Consider the following 17,538-nt stretch of genomic DNA (forward strand, 5'->3'; position numbering starts at 1 on the left):
TTGGTTTTTCTATAGTTCAGCTTGTTGTTAACGTTTTTAGCTAGCGTGATTAACCAAATTAGTTAGCTACGTGGATGCTTACAGTTTAGCTAATGAATCTTTACAGCCGCTTTCTAATTCTGATAAATCCGCCAGTACGTCAGCAATATCTTTTTGTTGCTGAATTAATCGTTGCTTCTTTTCTTCGATTAACTCCAACATTATGTGCAATTGCTTTTCTTCGGTATCTTCGTTGTCGTACAACTCAAAAATAGTTTTGGTTTCCTGCAATGAAAATCCAAGGCGTTTACCGCGCAAAACTAACTTTAAGCGGGTGCGATCTTTGGCGCTGTATACTCGAGTCTGGCCATTTCTAGCAGGTGACAATAATTCCGCATCTTCATAAAACCGAATACTACGAGTGGTAATATCAAACTCTTTGGCCAGCTCACCAATAGTGTAGGTGATGGTGTCTTGAGTATGCGATGTTTCAGATTGTGTCGCCGCCATTATTGGTCCTAATCGTTAATTTAGCGTCTTAGTGTAGGGTAAGTTTACGTTAACGTAAACCTTGGCGTTGGGTAACATTTTGTTCAAATTAACCGTGATTATTTAAAAATGTAAATTTTTTGTGCCATTGTTTATGTTTAGTTCAGAGCGATGATATTTGGCAATAAATTTAATCAGGCGTAATATGCGGCCATAAAAATATAAAGAGGTTATCTAATGTCAAATAATGATCCAGTAGTAATAGTTTCAGCGAAACGTACGCCACTAGGTGGTTTTCAAGGTTCTTTGTCTTCAGTTTCGGCACCTGAATTAGGCGCGGTCGCCATAAAATCAGCCATTGAAAGTGCAGGCATAACAGGAACTGATATTGATGAAGTTATTATGGGTTGTGTTTTACCTGCTGGCTTAGGTCAAGCACCAGCACGTCAAGCAGCCATTAAAGCCGGTGTACAACTGTCGGCAGGTGCAACTACGATCAACAAAGTATGTGGCTCTGGTATGAAAGCCGCAATGATGGCCAATGATTTTATTCAAGCGGGTTCAATTAATGTTGCCGTTGTTGGTGGATTTGAAAGTATGACAAATGCACCGTATATGTTACCAAATGCGCGTGGTGGCATGCGTATGGGGCATGGTAAAGCGATGGACCACATGTTTTTAGATGGTCTTGAAGATGCATACCAAGGTAAAGCCATGGGTTGTTTTGCTCAAGATACTGCCGACGAATTTAAATTTACTCGTGAGTCTTTAGACGAGTACGCAATTCGTTCCCTAACTCGCGCTCAAGAAGCGATTGCGTCAGGTCGTTTTGATAATGAAATTGCCCCGGTGACTTACTCAACTCGCAAAGGTGATGTTACTGTTTCTGTTGACGAACAGCCAGGCGCTGCTCGAATTGATAAAATCCCAACACTTCGGCCTGCGTTTGCAAAAGATGGCACTATTACGGCTGCTAATTCATCGTCCATCAGTGACGGTGCTGCAGCATTAGTAATGATGAAAATGTCAGAAGCGCAAAAACGTGGATTAACGCCTTTGGCAAAAGTAGTGAGTCATGCAACAAATTCTATTGAGCCTGAAAAGTTCACAACAGCGCCAATAGGTGCCATGCAAGGTGCATTAGAGAAGGCCGGTTGGAGCACATCTGACGTTGACTTATTTGAAATTAATGAAGCCTTTGCAATGGTTACAATGGCCGCGATGAAAGAGATGTCTTTGCCAGCTGAAAAAGTGAATGTACATGGTGGTGCATGTGCGCTTGGTCATCCTTTAGGTGCGTCGGGTGCGCGAATTATTGTTACTTTATTGCATGCTTTACAAAATAAAGGCTTGAAAAAAGGCTTAGCGTCATTATGTATTGGTGGTGGTGAAGCAACGGCAATTACAGTAGAAATGCTCTAAAGCTAGACTATGCTCGTATATACGAGTTCAAGCATTTTTAAGCAAAAGGCTGCATGAGTAGCCTTTTTTAATGCCTCATTTAAATCAATAAGGAAAAGCGACGTCGTGACGTTATTACTAATTTATGGAGTTGTGGCGATAGGGATATCGTTTTTGTGTAGTGTACTAGAAGCTGTTTTATTAAGTATTACACCAAGTTATACCAGAGCGTATATGGATAAAAATCCAGTTGTGGGCACTCGTATTGAAAAGTTAAAGGCAAGGGTTGATCAGCCGTTAGCCGCAATTCTAACGTTAAATACGGTCGCTCACACGGCCGGTGCGGCCGGAGTAGGTGCACAAGCTGCTGCAATATACGGTGATGCCGCAATAGGTATTGCATCCGCTGTGATGACTCTACTGGTATTAGTTTTATCGGAAATTATTCCAAAAACCCTAGGCGCAAACCATTGGCGTACGTTGGCGCCTGTTGTGTCATTAGTACTTGTCGTAATGGTGCGCTTGTTAAAACCGTTCGTTTGGTTGTCCGACCAAATTACAACGTTATTTAGCAAACAAGAAGATGACAACAAACATGTTCGTGCTGAAATCGAAGCAATGGCGATGTTTGGCTCGCAAGTGGGCGCTTTACATCAGCAAGAATCTGAAATTATTAAAGGATTAATGAAGTTTAGGCACACGCCAATTCGTAACATCATTACGCCACGCAATAAGTTATTTCGCGTATCAAAAGAGTTGTCTGTAGAAGAATTTTGTAAACAACACGGTTCAAGCCCGTTCTCTAGAGTGTTAGTTTTTGACAAAGACCCAGATGACATCATTGGTTATGTATTTAAAAGTGACGCTATACTAGCGAACGTCCGGGTAAAACCAAATTATAGAATTGGTAAATTAACTAAACCGTTATATGTTGTTTCGGAAAGTATGAGCTTGCCAAGCTTGTTTACTAATATGTTAACTAAACGTACCCACATGAGCTTGATCATTGATGAGTATGGCGAAGTCAAAGGTATCGTTACGCTAGAGGATTTACTTGAGTCTTTATTGCAGGTACATATTTTTGATGAAAAAGACAGTAGCAGTGACGAAGAGACTGAACATTTAAAAAGGTGGTCTGAACTTAATAGCGATCCAGACCTCCTTGATATTCCACCCGTTGATATGAGTCTAGGTGAACAGACTACGCTCGATACGGGTGATAATAATCAAACCTTAGTGATTGAGCCCACTGCCAGCACTGACAAGAATAAATAGGTCAATCCACATAACAACGACTGCAAATACGCCAGCCCAAAAGCTAAGCATTCGTTTTATAAGGTTGTTGCTCGTCAGAAAGACAAAAGCATGGATGGCTCTAAATGCTACAAACGTCCATGCTGCAATACATCCTGTTAATGTGTCTAAGCCAAGCACCATGTAAGCTAGGCACACAACAAAAAACAATAATGGAAACTCAAACTGGTTACTGAAGCAGCGACCGGTTTTAAGCACAGCTTCCGGGATGTTATCGCCCTGCATCAATAAAAAATACTTAGGACTAACTTCTTTACTTTTAACATGCCCAAATCGAGCTCGCGCCGTCACTATACCAATCGCGAATATCAGCATAAACATGGCAAACATAGGATAAAACAACATTACTTCTCCGCCTTTACTAATTTTTTATTCTGTTTCATCATTTTAATTAAACGCTGCTCCTCAAGATATGACTTGTAGCGCTCAATATTTTCAAGATGACGTAATATTTTGCTATTTGGGTCGACAATAACAACATCCTTGCGGCGAACCTCAATGGTTTTAGGCTCATCTAAGATAAGCGTTTGTAGCTTACCATTAATACTGAGTTCGAGCGGTATAGGAAATGGACGATTGTTCTCAATAATCCAATTAAGTGTCATTTTTTTATCATTTCTAACGATATTTAGCTTTGGAAGCGCAGCTTGATAGATATAAACATCGAAAAACCATTGTAAATTTTCACCTGTTATTTCATTTACAATACTAATAAATTCATTTGTATCTGAAAAACGAGGGGCAAAATTGCCAGGCTCAGGAGTACGAGTGCCATAAACAAGTTGGCGAGTTGCTGCAAAAAATGCCTCATCACCAATCAATTCACGTAGCGAATGTAAGACTAGCGAACCTTTTGCATAAATATCATTGCCTGGACCAATCTGTCGGTTATAGACTTCTTCTACGGCTAAAGGCTTATTCGATACAATCGGAAATTTATTAATTAGACTCTTACGTTGTTTAAAAAGATGTGCTTGATAGGCCATGTCGCCATGTAAATATTGCGTATACAGCGGCTGCATGTAAGAGCCAAACCCTTCGTGTAACCACATATGATCCCAGTTGTTGTTTGTTAACTGATTACCAAACCACTCGTGAGCAAATTCATGATGTAATAACCAATCGTAGCCAAATTCATCCTTACGATAATTGTTGCCGTAGGCATTGATTGTTTGATGTTCCATCCCTAAATGAGGGGTTTCGGCCACGCCCATTTTTTCATTTCCAAATGGATAAGGGCCGATGACGGTTTCAAAAAAATCTAGCATAGGAGCGATTTCTTCAAACAAGACTTTTGATTTAGGTTCGTTTTCTTTTAAGTGGTAAAAAGCAACAGGAATCGTATTTCCAAAAACACTCTCATAGCTATCTTCTAATAAGCCATATGGCCCAATATTCAGCGCAATGGCATACGTATTGTGTAATGAAGAAGTCTGCCAGTGAAAGGTTTTTAGGCCATCTTGTTCTGTTACGCTTTGTAATACGCCATTTGAGGCTGCGACTAAGTCCTTTGGCACTGTAATGTGGATATCCATTTTTTCCACCTCGCCATAAGGTTGGTCAATGCATGGCCAAAAAAGATCACAGCCTTCACCTTGAACGGCGGTTGCAATCCAATGTTCACCTGTTGGCGTTTTTTTCCAATCAAAACCGCCATCCCATGGCGCCCTAATAGCTTCTCTTGGTTTTCCGTTGTAATTAATAGCTAGTTCAAAGTCGCCACTTACAGGAGTAGGTAGGTCAATCTGTAGTTCACCCATTGTATTGGAATATTGTTTTGAGTCTAATAATTGGCCGTTAACGCTAATTTGATTTATGTTAAAAACTCGGTCTAAATCGACTGAGATTTTTGAGGTTTGTTTTGCGGTATTTAAGGTTAATTTTGTTGCCACTGAAATCGACTTTTGGTCTGGAAAAAGAGTAAAGCGCAATTCAGCATATGACATCGATAAACCTTGTTGTCGCTCTGGTGCTATACCACCGCTTTTTTTTGAGTAGTCACTTGTGGCCTCAACAGAATTTTTTAGCCGTGACGCGCCGTCTGATGAATTGATTTTTTGTTCAGTGGAGGAACAAGCTGCTATAAGAGAACCAAGAGCTAGACTAACCAACGTTTTACGCGAAATTAGTTTGTTGTTTAGCGAAGATAAGCGCATTGTCATTCCTTTTACATTAAATTAGTAATTATATTTTTAACAAAACAAACTGAATAAATCGATATAAGTTATTCAATTTGCGATGAAATACCATTTAAGAATGTTAAGCCTAAATGATGATGTTCTATTTTTCTTAAGATTAACATCAGAAATTTGAAATTTTGTGAATCATCCCCATGCTTTATTATAGGAACTCTAAACGAAAGGGGTTAACAATGATTGGCGATACAGATTATTCACAAGTAAACATGACAGAACCACAAGAAGGCTTAGCGCTCGTTGCGGAGGGGGGCGGTCAGCGTGGGGTGTTTACCGCAGGTGTATTAGATAGCTGGTTATTATCTAACTTTAATCCCTTTGAAATATTGGTGGGAACGTCAGCTGGCGCACAGAATATTGCGAGTTTTATGAGCCATCAATTTGGTTATGCTTACAGCGCTATTTCAGACTTAACAAACAGTGATGAGTTTTTTAATGTTTGGAGTGCGTTCAAAGGCAAACACGTTATGGATCTTGACTGGTACTTTAACCAAGTAGAAGACTCTGCCTATCAACTAGATACAGAAACAGCGGCGCTTAAAGCGAAAAACAGAAAACTGTTCTTTTCATCAACCAAAGCAAATAGCATGGAAACAGCGTTATTGGATCCTAATAAAATAGGTTGGATCCCAGCATTAAAAGCATCTAGTGCAATTCCTTTTTTGTACCGCAGAGGCGTGACATTAAACAAAGAGCCTTTGGTGGATGGCGGCGTAAGTGCACCCATTCCAATTGAAGAAGCCATACATTTAGGTGCCAATAAAGCCGTGATAATTCGGACCTCTAAAACAGCAGAAACTGCAATAGGAGAAGTGTTAAAACGAGCAAAACCTATTTTTTGTAGTCGTAACAGAACGCCGCAAGTTTATAAAATCTTAGAAGTTCATGAGGCGTCGTATGCAAAAGCTCAATCAATGATTCAAAATCCGCCTAAAGGTGTAAATGTAGTCGAAGTTACACCGGCACGGCCGTTACAAAGTAAAGTTTTGGGAAGCACCAAAGAAGCATTAATTGCAGATTATAAAATGGGATTAAAAGCCGGGCATGACTTTTTAATTCAACACAACTTACTTAACCCCAAAAACACCAAACGACTGCACAGCTAATAACGGCTAAGACGGTTTATATAAACGCAATAAAAAGCCTGAATAAAAATTAATTCAGGCTCTTGTTGATTTTGATTAATGTAAGTCTACTGACGATACGTTATCAAGCTGACTTATCGGTATAGCCTTGCTCGTGAACATCAAACATAGCGCGCCCAGACGGATCGGCATTTTGGCTGAACTTTTCATCCCATGCCAATGCTTCAGGAGTAGAGCATGCCACTGATTTACCACCTGGAACACATTCAGCCGCTGAATCGAGCGGGAAATGCTGTTCAAAAATAGTTCGATAGAAGTATGCCTCTTTCGTTTGTGGTGTGTTATGCGGAAATCTAAACTCGGCACTCAGCATCATTTGGTCAGTGACCTGAGATTCTGCTTGTTCAACTAACGAGTCTATCCAATTGTAACCAACACCATCAGAGAACTGTTCTTTTTGGCGCCATAATACATCTTCAGGAAGATAATCTGCGAAAGCCTCACGAACTATGTGTTTTTCCATTTTTATACCTGCGCGGCCAAAACCTGGCGCACCGGTTTCTAAACGGTCTGCATTCTTACCACACATTTTTAGAGCTGGATTCATCGACATAGCTGTATCTAAAAAGGCCTTGTCTAAAAACGGAACTCGGGCTTCTACGCCCCATGCAGACATAGATTTGTTGGCACGAGCACAATCGAACATGTGAAGGCGGTCTAGCTTACGTACCGTTTCTTCATGGAACTCTTTGGCGTTTGGCGCTTTATGGAAATATAGGTAACCGCCAAATACTTCGTCTGCTCCTTCACCCGACAAGACCATTTTTATGCCCATGGCTTTTATTTTTCTTGCCATAAGATACATAGGTGTAGACGCACGAATCGTAGTTACGTCGTAAGTTTCTAAAAAATAGATAACGTCACGGATTGCATCAATACCTTCTTGAACCGTGTAATGAAGCTCATGATGGATAGTGCCAATATGATCAGCCACTTTTTTAGCGGCAATTAAATCAGGGGCACCTTTTAAGCCTACCGCAAAACTATGTAACTGTGGCCACCAAGCCTTACTTTGACCTTCGTCTTCAATTCGCTTTTTGGCGAACTTCTGCGCAACGGCTGCAATGACAGAAGAGTCCAAGCCACCAGATAACAGAACGCCATAAGGAACATCGGACATCATATGAGTACGAACCGCTTCGGTAAGCGCATCATGAACTAGCTTAGCATCACCGCCGGCGTCTTTTACTGTGTCATAGTCACGCCAATCACGATTATAGTAACGAGTAAATTTAAGACCAGACTCACTAATAGAAGTGTGAGTCGATGATAACCCGTCTTGCTCTTTTGATGATAAATAGTGACCTGGAGGAAACTCACTGACCGTTTTACAAACCGGAACTAAGGCCTTCATTTCAGAAGCGACATACAATTGACCATGTACGTCATAACCATAGTACAGAGGTATTATGCCTAAGTGATCCCGAGCTATTAGATAGCTGCCGTCACTTTCATCAAACAAGGCAAAGGCAAACATACCTTTTAACTGGTCAATAAACTGAACACCTTCTTGCTGATATAGCGCTAGAATTACCTCACAATCCGATTGAGTTTGGAATTGATAGTCAGTGGTTAACGCAGCTTCTAACTGCTTGTGATTATAGATTTCACCATTTACGGCTAAGATGTGATTTCGATTATTATTTATTAGAGGTTGCGCGCCATTCTCTAAATCGACGATAGCCAAACGTTCATGGACTAAAATCGCCTTATTATTGCTCCAAACACCAGACCAATCTGGCCCACGGTGTCTTAACATACCTGATAATTCTATTGCCTTTGGGCGTAACGCTGCGACATCAGTCTTGATGTCTAAAATACCGAAAATTGAACACATTAGTGAGTTCACTCCATTTTATTATTAATCGAAATTCACACAAGAGACGTCTGTAAGTCGGCGCGACAAAACGAAACTTGTTATATATTTAACCATTTTGTATTTAGAGCAACTACTTTAAATTTTGCTCTGAATTCAGACTGCCATGGTTAAAAATTGAAGACAAGAAAAGATTTGAAGTTATCGTTAGAATTTCAACATTCGCAGGCGCTTTGCGTGTTTTATGGTCAAATAAGCACAAATATAAAATGGCATGAGTGAATTTCATTCTAAAAATGAATAATAAAAATTCTGCTGAACGGACAACAAAAAAGGCAGCCTAGGCTGCCTTATCTAATAATTGCAAAAAAGAGATTTTCGCATCGAGTTATTTTGATGGGCGTTTAAATTCAGCGCCTTTTGACCAATTTGGCCATTTGTCGCTATTTGAGATCTGATAACCAACATCAAAAAATAATTGCACGTCTTGTTGTGCGCCCGATAAATCCCAGCTCTCGCGATATTTATCACAAGGCTGGTGGTAACAACCACGTACAATAAGGCTCATCTTTTTACGGTACTCGGCCGTTTTCTCGTCAACAGGCGTAACACCTCCGCCTGCATAAAGGGCAGGAATACCGACTTTTGCGAAGTTAAAGTGATCAGAACGATAATAATAACCAGCTGATGGATTTTCACCTTCAACTAATACTCGGTTCTGTTTTTTTACTGCGTTGGCTAAGTAATTGTCCATGTCGGACTTACCTTTACCTTGCACGTTGATTTCTTTCACTTTGCCCAAAACGTTTAAACTATCCATATTGATGTTTGCGACAGTTTTAGTCAGAGGAATAATTGGGTTTTGCGCGTAGTACTTAGAGCCTAATAAACCTTGTTCTTCAGCGGTTACTGCCAATATGGTTACCGAACGCTCTGGCTTAGTTTCTAACATCGAAAAAGCTTGTGCAATTTCTAACACACCACCAATCCCGGTTGCATTGTCATGAGCGCCATTATAAATCTGGTCGCCTTTCTTGCTTTTATCTACGCCGATGTGATCCCAATGTGCGGTATAAACAACATGCTCATCTGGGCGTTTAGTTCCAGGTAGCGTTGCAATAAAATTATAACTTTTTGAAGGTTTTACTTTTGAGTTTACTTTTACTGAGGCTGTAAGATCACCTAAGTCAATATTGGTAGGCTTTTGCATGGCTTGCTTTTTTAATGCAGCAAAGTCCAAACCAGCTTTAGTGAATAGCTCTTTAGCTACGTCTGCTTGAATCCATCCCTCAACATTAATACGCTCTTTGTTGCCATCGGCTTTAAATAAGCCATATTGTGGGCCTGTCCAAGAGTTTTCAACCACGCTCCATGGGTAGGAAGCTGGCGCGGTTTCGTGAATAATGATAGCGCCAGCTGCGCCTTGGCGACTTGCTTCTTCATATTTGTATGTCCAACGACCGTAGTAGGTCATTGTGGTTCCTTGGAATTTACTGTCGTCGCCAGACTCATATCCCGGATCGTTTACTAAGATTACTGCCGTTTTACCTTTCATGTCTAAACCAGCGTAATCGTTCCAATTGTATTCAGGCGCATTGATACCATAACCAACAAAGACCAATTCAGAGTCTTTTATTTCTTCAAATTCACTAGTGCGACTGGTTCCCATAACCATATCTTTTCGGTATGCATACTCTTTTCCACCAATACTTAACACCTGATCTTCCGAAGCGGTTATTTCAACAAGGTCGACCGGTTGCAAAAAGCTATCGCCATTTCCAGGCACAAAGCCATACGAAGTAAATTGTTTGGTAAGGTAATCGAGTAACAGTTTTTCACCAGGACCCGTTGGTAAGCGGCCCATATATTTATCATCAGCAATTTCTTTTACATGAACTTTTAAATCAGACTCACTAATAGATTGATAGGCTTTATCGAAGTCGTTATCCGCGGCAATGGCAGGTTGCAGAGCCAACAAAGATAGGGCGGCGATCTTTTTTATCATTATTATTTCCCTTTTAAATTAAAACAAATGCTTAGCTGCGTTATCATGGCAGTAATATTACGACTATATTCTAGAACGATTCGATTTTCGAGTCGTTTTGTTATCTGTTTATATGGGATTTGAAACGAAATGAAAAAGTTTTCTAGCTTTACCCACTGGACCACCGAATTTGCAGACCAAGGTTGCTTTACTGATATTAATCATGTTGCCGCGTTTGACGACTGGTTTCAGTGGCCAAGTTGTGCAGCTCTTGATTCATTATTGCCTTATGAAGTTGAAAATAACAATGGCAAAGTTATCCGTTTTGTTGAGCAGGCTGCCAGTAAAGACTATAACGCGGTTGAGTATGAAACTTTTATATACGAGACAGGTCAAGTACCTACACGTAAAGAGTGCTGGCATGACATATTTGGTGCGCTGGTTTGGAGTTTATTCCCTAAAACAAAGGCACTAATTAATGAGTTGCATTATAAAGACATTCAATCATCAGATTCTCAAGAACGATCTAAGCTAAGAAATGCACTTACTTTATTTGACGAATGTGGCGTAGTGTTAGTCACAAAAAACCAAGCAGTACTTACTGCGTTGAAGTCACACGATTGGAATACCGCTTTTATTGAACTTAGAGAAATGTGGCACAAAGCAAATGACGAAGGCGTCGCTGTTTATCAGTTTGGACATGCGAATTATGAAATGCTGACTAAGCCGTTTATTGGTTTAACGGGCAAGTGGCTTGTTATTGATAGTAGTGCGGAAATACGGGGATTGCCAAAAAATGTTCAATACCGATTACTTGACGAGCGATTAGCAACTAGAATTAAAGAAGGTGTTTTAAAAGATAATACACAAATGTCACCTTTGCCCCTGTTAGGTGTACCGGGGTGGCATGATGAAAACGAAGTATTAACCTTCTATGATAATACTGAATATTTTAGACCAAAGCCTGAAAATAAAGCTTAACGTATAACTCAAAAGGAAAACGAAATGGGAATATCGGCGCAAAGGAAATTGATGAAACCGTTTGTAACAATCTTATTAGGGTTATTGATGTGGCAAAATTATGCAGTGGCCAACAATCAGTTACTCTCGAGCAGTCTGTCACCAGTAGATGTTAAACTTAATACAACAACGCTATACGAAGGTTTACATAAACCATGGGGCATTGCGCATCTATCTTCAGAGTTATTTTTGATAACTGAGCGAAATGGTGAAGTACGTTTGTGGAATAATGCGACAGGCATAATGTCCAAAGCGAACAGTCAGTTTACTGATAGCGTTTATGAAAGCGGACAAGGTGGAATGTTAGATGTTATTGCTCATCCTGACTATGCGGACAATCAGTGGGTATATTTTACGTTTGCGTCCGGTCACAAATTTTCTAACGGCACTACGTTAGCAAGAGCAAAATTGAACATAAACACTCAACCTAAGGCAACAAATTTTACCTTTGAAAATATTGAAATTTTATTTAGAGCAACGCCACAAAAAGCGGCAACGTATCATTTCGCGGGGCGAATGGCCTTTCTGCCAGACACTACTTTAGTGTTTGGTGTCGGTGACGGGTACTCTTATATGGATGACGCTCAAAAGTTAGATTCTCATTTAGGTAAGATCTTACGCTTGAAGGATAATGGTGAAGTCCCGAGCGATAATCCATATATAAAAACGGACGGAGCCTTGCCTGAAATCTATTCGATTGGTCACAGAAATCCACAGGGTCTGTTTTACGACAAACACAGAAAGCTGTTGTTTTCAAATGAGCATGGCCCGAAAGGGGGAGATGAAATCAATATTATTAAGCCAAAATTAAATTATGGCTGGCCAAAAATAACCTATGGAATTGATTATTCTGGCCTTGAAATAACACCACATAATACTATGCAAGGTTTGGAATCGCCGCTAGTGAATTGGACGCCATCTATTGCCCCAGGCTCACTACTCATTTATTCAGGCGAAGAGTTTCCAGAATTCAAAAACACGCTCATTACTACAGCGTTAAAGTATCAAGAAATGCGAGTAGTTAAGTTGGCCGAGAAAAATGAGAGCACACCAGAATCACAGGTCTCAATAAGCCACAGTGGATTAGAGTTATCGTCTGAGCAAACCTACTTAAAAAATTTAAAAGAGCGACTACGCGATGTTGTTGAAGATGAGCAAGGGCGCTTACTGATAGTTACAGATTCAGGAAAATTAATTCGGCTTTCAAAACAATAAGGATTGATTATGACCATGCAAGAGATCACCACGTTATTTGGCTGGATGTCGATATTTCACATTAGCGCTTTAACTTTGGCATTTGTATTTATTACGTTGTTTGACGACTTTGTATTTACAATACACAAAAAGCTTTTTGGTATTGAAAAAGCGGTTTTGAAACCTATGTATTTAACGGTACTGGGGCAATACAAAATCTTATTATTTGTTTTTGCACTTGCCCCGTATTTTGCGTTGAAGCTTATGGACTATTAACGACGAATAGAAACTCCAGCATCGCTTAGGTATTCTTTAAGATCGCAAATATCAATTATTTTCTTATGGAATACTGACGCGGCTAACGCGCCGTCGACATTAGCTAGTTGGAAGGCGTCTTGAAAATGCACCATTTCTCCTGCGCCACCCGAAGCGATTAGTGGTACTTTGCAATGCTCACGAACTAGCTCTAATTGTTTAAGATCATAACCTTGACGAACACCATCTTGATTCATGCAGTTAAGTACGATTTCTCCTGCACCACGCTCCTGAACTTCTTTCACCCAATCGATGGTTTTTCGCCCTGAGTTCTGTGTGCGACTTTCGTCACCTGTAAACTGATAAACTTCATATTCACCGGTTTTGTCGTTGTAAAAAGAGTCAATACCAACAACAACACATTGTTGTCCGTAGGTATCGTGTAGGTCCGTAATAAGCTCTGGGTTTAGCAGTGCTGGACTATTTATTGAAATTTTATCCGCACCCATAGATAGTATTTCACCGGCTTGTTCAACGGTTTTAATTCCACCTGCAACACAAAACGGAATATCGATAACCTGAGCAATTCGGCTGACCCAGCTTTTATCAACAACACGAACGTCGCTCGATGCGGTAATATCGTAAAAAACCAATTCATCGGCACCTTCTTGAGCATATCGTTCAGCCAGCGGCACTATATCGCCAATTGTTTCATGATTTCTAAACTGAACGCCTTTGACAACTTTTCCGTCTTTTACGTCTAAACAGGGAATAATGCGCTTTGCTAACATATCGAATACTCATGCATGATGTTAATTACTTAGTTGGGCAAAGAGTATATCTATATTGTGATGGTGATTGTAGACCTATCCGTAGGTTAATTTCTGCAGATTGACGAGAATATCTAAGTTTCTGTATGAATAATGACTAGTTGCATACGTAGTCATGGTCACATTGCTCGTTTTTAATTCTAAATTATCATTAGTTTCGTTATGTTATATCCCTATCGTTACCTTTTTGGAACTCAATAATAATGAAAGCAAAGCAGCTCTATACTAAGCCAGCCATAGTTGGCTTGACTCTTCTTTCCAGTCTTGTTCTTTCGGCTTGTGGCCAATCTGTAGAGTCAGACGGCAATAGTAATAACCTCGCTAATATCAAAACTACAACATTAGCGTCAAGCAATCTTAAATTTAGTGAGCATTACTTGACCCGTGATGTTCGAGATGACGTTTTCTATTTTGTGATGCCTGATAGGTTTGATAACGGCGATAGCTCCAATGACAACGGCTCCAAAACGATACCAGAAAGCGCTGGTGGATTTGATAAAACCAGTAACGCTCATTACCACGGTGGAGACATTAAAGGTTTAACAAAACGTTTAGACTATTTAAAAGGTCTGGGCATCTCGGCAATTTGGCTTACGCCTATCCTTAGGAATCAAGCGGTACAAGGTGACTCTTCAGGTTATCATGGTTATTGGCCACTAGACTTTACTGAAATAGACCCACATCTGGGCACTAATGCAGATTTAAAAGAGTTTATTGATGCCGCACATGATAAAAATATGAAGGTGTTTTTTGACATAATTACCAACCATACCGCCGATGTTATTAAATATCAGGAGTGTCATGGCGATGGGAAACCGTTATTTAGTACATCAAAACAGTTATGTGAGTACGTTTCTCTTGCCGATAAAGCAGCAGGAAAAGGTTACACCCCATTTATACCCAAAGGCCATGAAAACCTAAAAACGCCTGCATGGTTAAACGACCCAAAATATTACCATAATCAGGGTGACAGTACCTGGCAGGGTGAAAACTCAATCTATGGCGACTTTATGGGGCTAGATGATGTCGATACTGATAACCCAGAAGTCGTAAAAGGCATGACAGAAATATTTAACAACATTATTAGCGAATTTAAACCAGACGGCTTTCGTATTGATACCGTTAAACACGTTAATATGGAGTTCTGGCAACAGTTTACACCTGCAATAATTGAGCATGCTAAAACGCAAGGCATTCCTCAATTTTTTGTTTTTGGTGAAGTATATTCAGGTGACCCGCAAGAGCTAAGTAAATTTACGACTGAAGGTGATATACCGTCGGTGTTGGATTTTGCCTTTCAATACCGTACTAAAGACGTTTTTGCTTATGAAAAAGGCACTGATAATCTAAACGACCTGTTTTCATACGATACGCTTTACAATGATCATAACAGTAGCGCTGACTACTTAATGAATTTTGTCAGTAACCATGATGTGGGTAGGTTAGCTTACACGCTCGATCAATCTTTACCAGAGGCCAGCGAACAAGAAAAAATTAAACGTTTCTTGTTATCAAATTCATTAATGTACTTTGCCCGCGGCATTCCAGTTTTATATTATGGCGATGAACAAGGTTTTACTGGTGATGGCGGCGATAGAGGTGCTCGAGAAGATATGATGCCATCGCTTACACCAGACTATAATGACAATAATTTGTATGGTACGGATAAGACCACAGCCGACGACAACTTTGATGTATCCCACCCAATATATAAAAAACTGGCGGAGTATGCCGAGGTTTACCACGGCCACGAAGTACTAAGAAAAGGCACTCAAAAAGTCATTGAGCATAATGACGAGCCCGGTATTTTTGCATTCACTAGAACGCTAAAAGATCATCCGAGTTATACGGTTATTTACAACTCAGCAAAATCAGCGAAAAAGTTTATAGCGGCGAATGCTGCAAATCATAAAGTTGTTTATGGTGAAGTAAACCAACAGAAAAATGAGTTTGAATTGGCCCCGTTGAGTTTTGTAATTATCAAAACTATCTAACCTTAGATTAACGGATATTAAAGTGCGGTGTTTGCCGCACTTTTGACTTATTTCTGCACAAATTAGTAAAAACCCTATTTAACAGGTATTACCAGTACCTTAACTTTTAGTTAATCCTCTACTATGCTTTAACAATTGACTATAATTGCACGTAAAATATGGTGTAAATCAAAAACATCCGACCCACATTCTTTCGGGATCTATATGAACCAAAAAGCTGAAAAAAGTCCGTTATATATTCACTATGCAGGACCTGCATTAATCGAAACGCCACTTCTTAATAAAGGTACCGCATTTTCAAAGTTAGAGCGCACCAACTTTAATTTAATGGGGTTATTGCCACCTCGTTATGAGTCGATTGAGGAGCAAGTTGAGCGTGCTTATTTACAGTACTCTAGCTTCCAAGAGCCAATTAACAAACATATCTATTTACGAGCCATTCAAGATAGTAACGAAACTTTGTTTTTTAAGTTGGTAAATCAGCATATTGCCGAAATGATGCCGATCATATACACACCAACGGTTGGTGATGCCTGTGAAAAGTTCTCCGATATCTATCGTAGTAATCGTGGTTTATTTATTTCGTATACTGAACGAGATCAAATGGACGACATTCTGCGCAATGCGACCAAACAAAAAGTAAAAGTTATCGTAGTAACCGACGGTGAGCGTATTTTAGGTCTAGGCGACCAAGGTATTGGAGGAATGGGCATTCCAATTGGTAAATTATCACTGTATACAGCATGTGGTGGCATTAGCCCTGCGTATACCATGCCTATTACTTTAGATGTTGGTACTAACAACCCTAAACTGCTAAACGATCCTATGTATATGGGTGAACGACATGAACGTATTAGCCAGTATGAGTACGATGCGTTTGTAGATAAATTTATCACCGCTGCACAAAAACGTTGGCCGGGTGTGATGATTCAGTTTGAAGATTTTGCCCAACCAAATGCGATGCCTTTATTAAAACGATACAGAGATAAAGTGTGTTGTTTTAATGATGATATTCAGGGTACAGCAGCTGTTACTGTGGGAACATTATTAGCGGCTTGTCGTAAAAAAGATCAAAAGCTATCTGAACAAAACGTGACTTTTGTTGGTGCGGGCTCTGCAGGTTGTGGTATTGCTGAGCAAGTCATTATGCAAATGGTTGCAGAAGGTTTGACTGACTCTGAAGCGCGTAAGAAAGTATTCATGATCGACCGTTTTGGGTTAGTAACAAACGGCATGAGCAATCTGCGAGATTTTCAACAAGCCCTAGCTCAAGAGTCTCGTGATTACGAGGAATGGAATATTGCTGGAGAATACCCAACACTTGTTGAGGTGATGGAGAACGCTAAACCGGGAATACTTATTGGTGTGTCAGGCGTTCCTGGTTTATTCACCGAACAAGCAATTAAGACAATGCATAAGCACGATGCTCAACCAATTATTTTTCCATTAAGTAATCCAATTAAACAAATTGAAGCACATCCAAAAGATGTCATAGAGTGGACAAACGGCAACGCGATAATTGCTACCGGTAGCCCATTTAATGTTATTGATTTTAATGGTCGTTCATTTGAAATAGCACAATGTAACAATGCATATATTTTCCCAGGCATTGGTTTAGGTGTATTAGCAGTAGGTGCGAGAATTATTTCTGATGAAATGATTATGGCGTCGAGTGAAACATTAGCTCAAAACTCTCCGCTGGTTAATGAAGGAGAGGGTGCTTTATTACCAGAATTGGTAGACTTACCAAGATTAAGTAAAGAGATTGCGTTTAATGTGGCTAAAGTGGCCATTGAACAAGGTCATGCATTGGCTATTACCGATGAAGAGATCCATCAAAGAATAGAGAAAAACTTTTGGACACCAGAATATCGCCCGTACAAACGAGTAAGTGCGTAGTGAGCATTGAATCATGTTAGCGA

General features: G+C 40.0%; 14 protein-coding genes. 8 read left to right on the plus strand and 6 right to left on the minus strand.

Translation table 11 applies throughout. The features are described from left to right. Positions 1–78 precede the first annotated feature (78 nt). Positions 79–489 (minus strand): MerR family transcriptional regulator, encoded by a 411-nt coding sequence (locus tag J9318_RS06795; RefSeq protein ID WP_210562281.1) that lies wholly within the window; start codon positions 487–489, stop codon positions 79–81. Between the two features lie 216 nt (positions 490–705). Between J9318_RS06795 and J9318_RS06800 the strand changes: the two genes are divergently transcribed. Further along, positions 706–1,890: an acetyl-CoA C-acyltransferase gene (locus J9318_RS06800; RefSeq protein WP_210562282.1), complete on the plus strand. Its 1,185-nt coding sequence runs from the start codon at positions 706–708 to the stop codon at positions 1,888–1,890. A 105-nt stretch (positions 1,891–1,995) separates the two neighbouring features. Next, positions 1,996–3,144 carry a CNNM domain-containing protein gene (locus J9318_RS06805; RefSeq protein WP_244731965.1) on the plus strand — a complete coding sequence of 383 codons (1,149 nt, stop codon included), beginning with the start codon at positions 1,996–1,998 and terminating at the stop codon, positions 3,142–3,144. Here the strand turns inward: J9318_RS06805 and J9318_RS06810 are convergent. Further along, positions 3,103–3,528 carry an MAPEG family protein gene (locus J9318_RS06810; protein ID WP_210562283.1) on the minus strand — a complete coding sequence of 142 codons (426 nt, stop codon included), beginning with the start codon at positions 3,526–3,528 and terminating at the stop codon, positions 3,103–3,105. The genes J9318_RS06805 and J9318_RS06810 overlap by 42 nt on opposite strands. Beyond that, on the minus strand, positions 3,528–5,339 hold the full coding sequence (locus tag J9318_RS06815; protein WP_210562284.1) for a M1 family metallopeptidase: 1,812 nt from the start codon (positions 5,337–5,339) through the stop codon (positions 3,528–3,530). The genes J9318_RS06810 and J9318_RS06815 overlap by 1 nt, the downstream gene beginning before the upstream one ends. 215 nt (positions 5,340–5,554) lie before the next feature. On the opposite strand from J9318_RS06815, the gene J9318_RS06820 reads away from it, so the two are divergent. After that, on the plus strand, positions 5,555–6,484 hold the full coding sequence (locus J9318_RS06820) for a patatin-like phospholipase family protein (protein ID WP_210562285.1): 930 nt from the start codon (positions 5,555–5,557) through the stop codon (positions 6,482–6,484). Positions 6,485–6,587: 103 nt separating this feature from the next. On the opposite strand, the gene asnB is transcribed toward J9318_RS06820, so the two are convergent. Continuing rightward, entirely contained in the window at positions 6,588–8,360 is a 1,773-nt protein-coding gene (gene asnB, locus J9318_RS06825) for an asparagine synthase B (protein ID WP_210562286.1), read from the minus strand. Positions 8,361–8,727: 367 nt separating this feature from the next. After that, the gene (locus J9318_RS06830; RefSeq protein ID WP_210562287.1) at positions 8,728–10,344 is read right to left on the minus strand and encodes a M28 family metallopeptidase; all 1,617 of its coding nucleotides are present in this window, start codon (positions 10,342–10,344) and stop codon (positions 8,728–8,730) included. 129 nt (positions 10,345–10,473) lie between these two features. Between J9318_RS06830 and J9318_RS06835 the strand changes: the two genes are divergently transcribed. From J9318_RS06835 to J9318_RS06845, 3 genes are read left to right on the plus strand one after another with little or no spacing between them, the layout of a single operon-like run. Further along, a complete protein-coding gene (locus tag J9318_RS06835) occupies positions 10,474–11,304 on the plus strand; it encodes a DUF3025 domain-containing protein (protein WP_210562288.1) in 831 nt (276 codons plus the stop codon). 51 nt (positions 11,305–11,355) lie between these two features. Then, positions 11,356–12,558 (plus strand): PQQ-dependent sugar dehydrogenase, encoded by a 1,203-nt coding sequence (locus J9318_RS06840; RefSeq protein WP_210562289.1) that lies wholly within the window; start codon positions 11,356–11,358, stop codon positions 12,556–12,558. 9 nt (positions 12,559–12,567) lie between these two features. Further along, a complete protein-coding gene (locus J9318_RS06845) occupies positions 12,568–12,813 on the plus strand; it encodes a DUF6868 family protein (RefSeq protein ID WP_210562290.1) in 246 nt (81 codons plus the stop codon). On the opposite strand, the gene hisF is transcribed toward J9318_RS06845, so the two are convergent. After that, positions 12,810–13,583 carry an imidazole glycerol phosphate synthase subunit HisF gene (hisF, locus tag J9318_RS06850; RefSeq protein WP_210562291.1) on the minus strand — a complete coding sequence of 258 codons (774 nt, stop codon included), beginning with the start codon at positions 13,581–13,583 and terminating at the stop codon, positions 12,810–12,812. The two genes, J9318_RS06845 and hisF, sit on opposite strands and share 4 nt — an antisense overlap. 242 nt (positions 13,584–13,825) lie before the next feature. Here hisF and J9318_RS06855 point away from each other — a divergent pair, with 242 nt between their 5' ends. Next, a complete protein-coding gene (locus J9318_RS06855; RefSeq protein ID WP_210562292.1) occupies positions 13,826–15,616 on the plus strand; it encodes an alpha-amylase family glycosyl hydrolase in 1,791 nt (596 codons plus the stop codon). A gap of 204 nt (positions 15,617–15,820) precedes the next feature. Next, on the plus strand, positions 15,821–17,515 hold the full coding sequence (locus J9318_RS06860; protein WP_210562293.1) for an NAD-dependent malic enzyme: 1,695 nt from the start codon (positions 15,821–15,823) through the stop codon (positions 17,513–17,515). Positions 17,516–17,538 lie beyond the last annotated feature (23 nt).

The organism is Psychrosphaera aestuarii (assembly GCF_017948405.1).
Taxonomy (GTDB): domain Bacteria; phylum Pseudomonadota; class Gammaproteobacteria; order Enterobacterales; family Alteromonadaceae; genus Psychrosphaera; species Psychrosphaera aestuarii.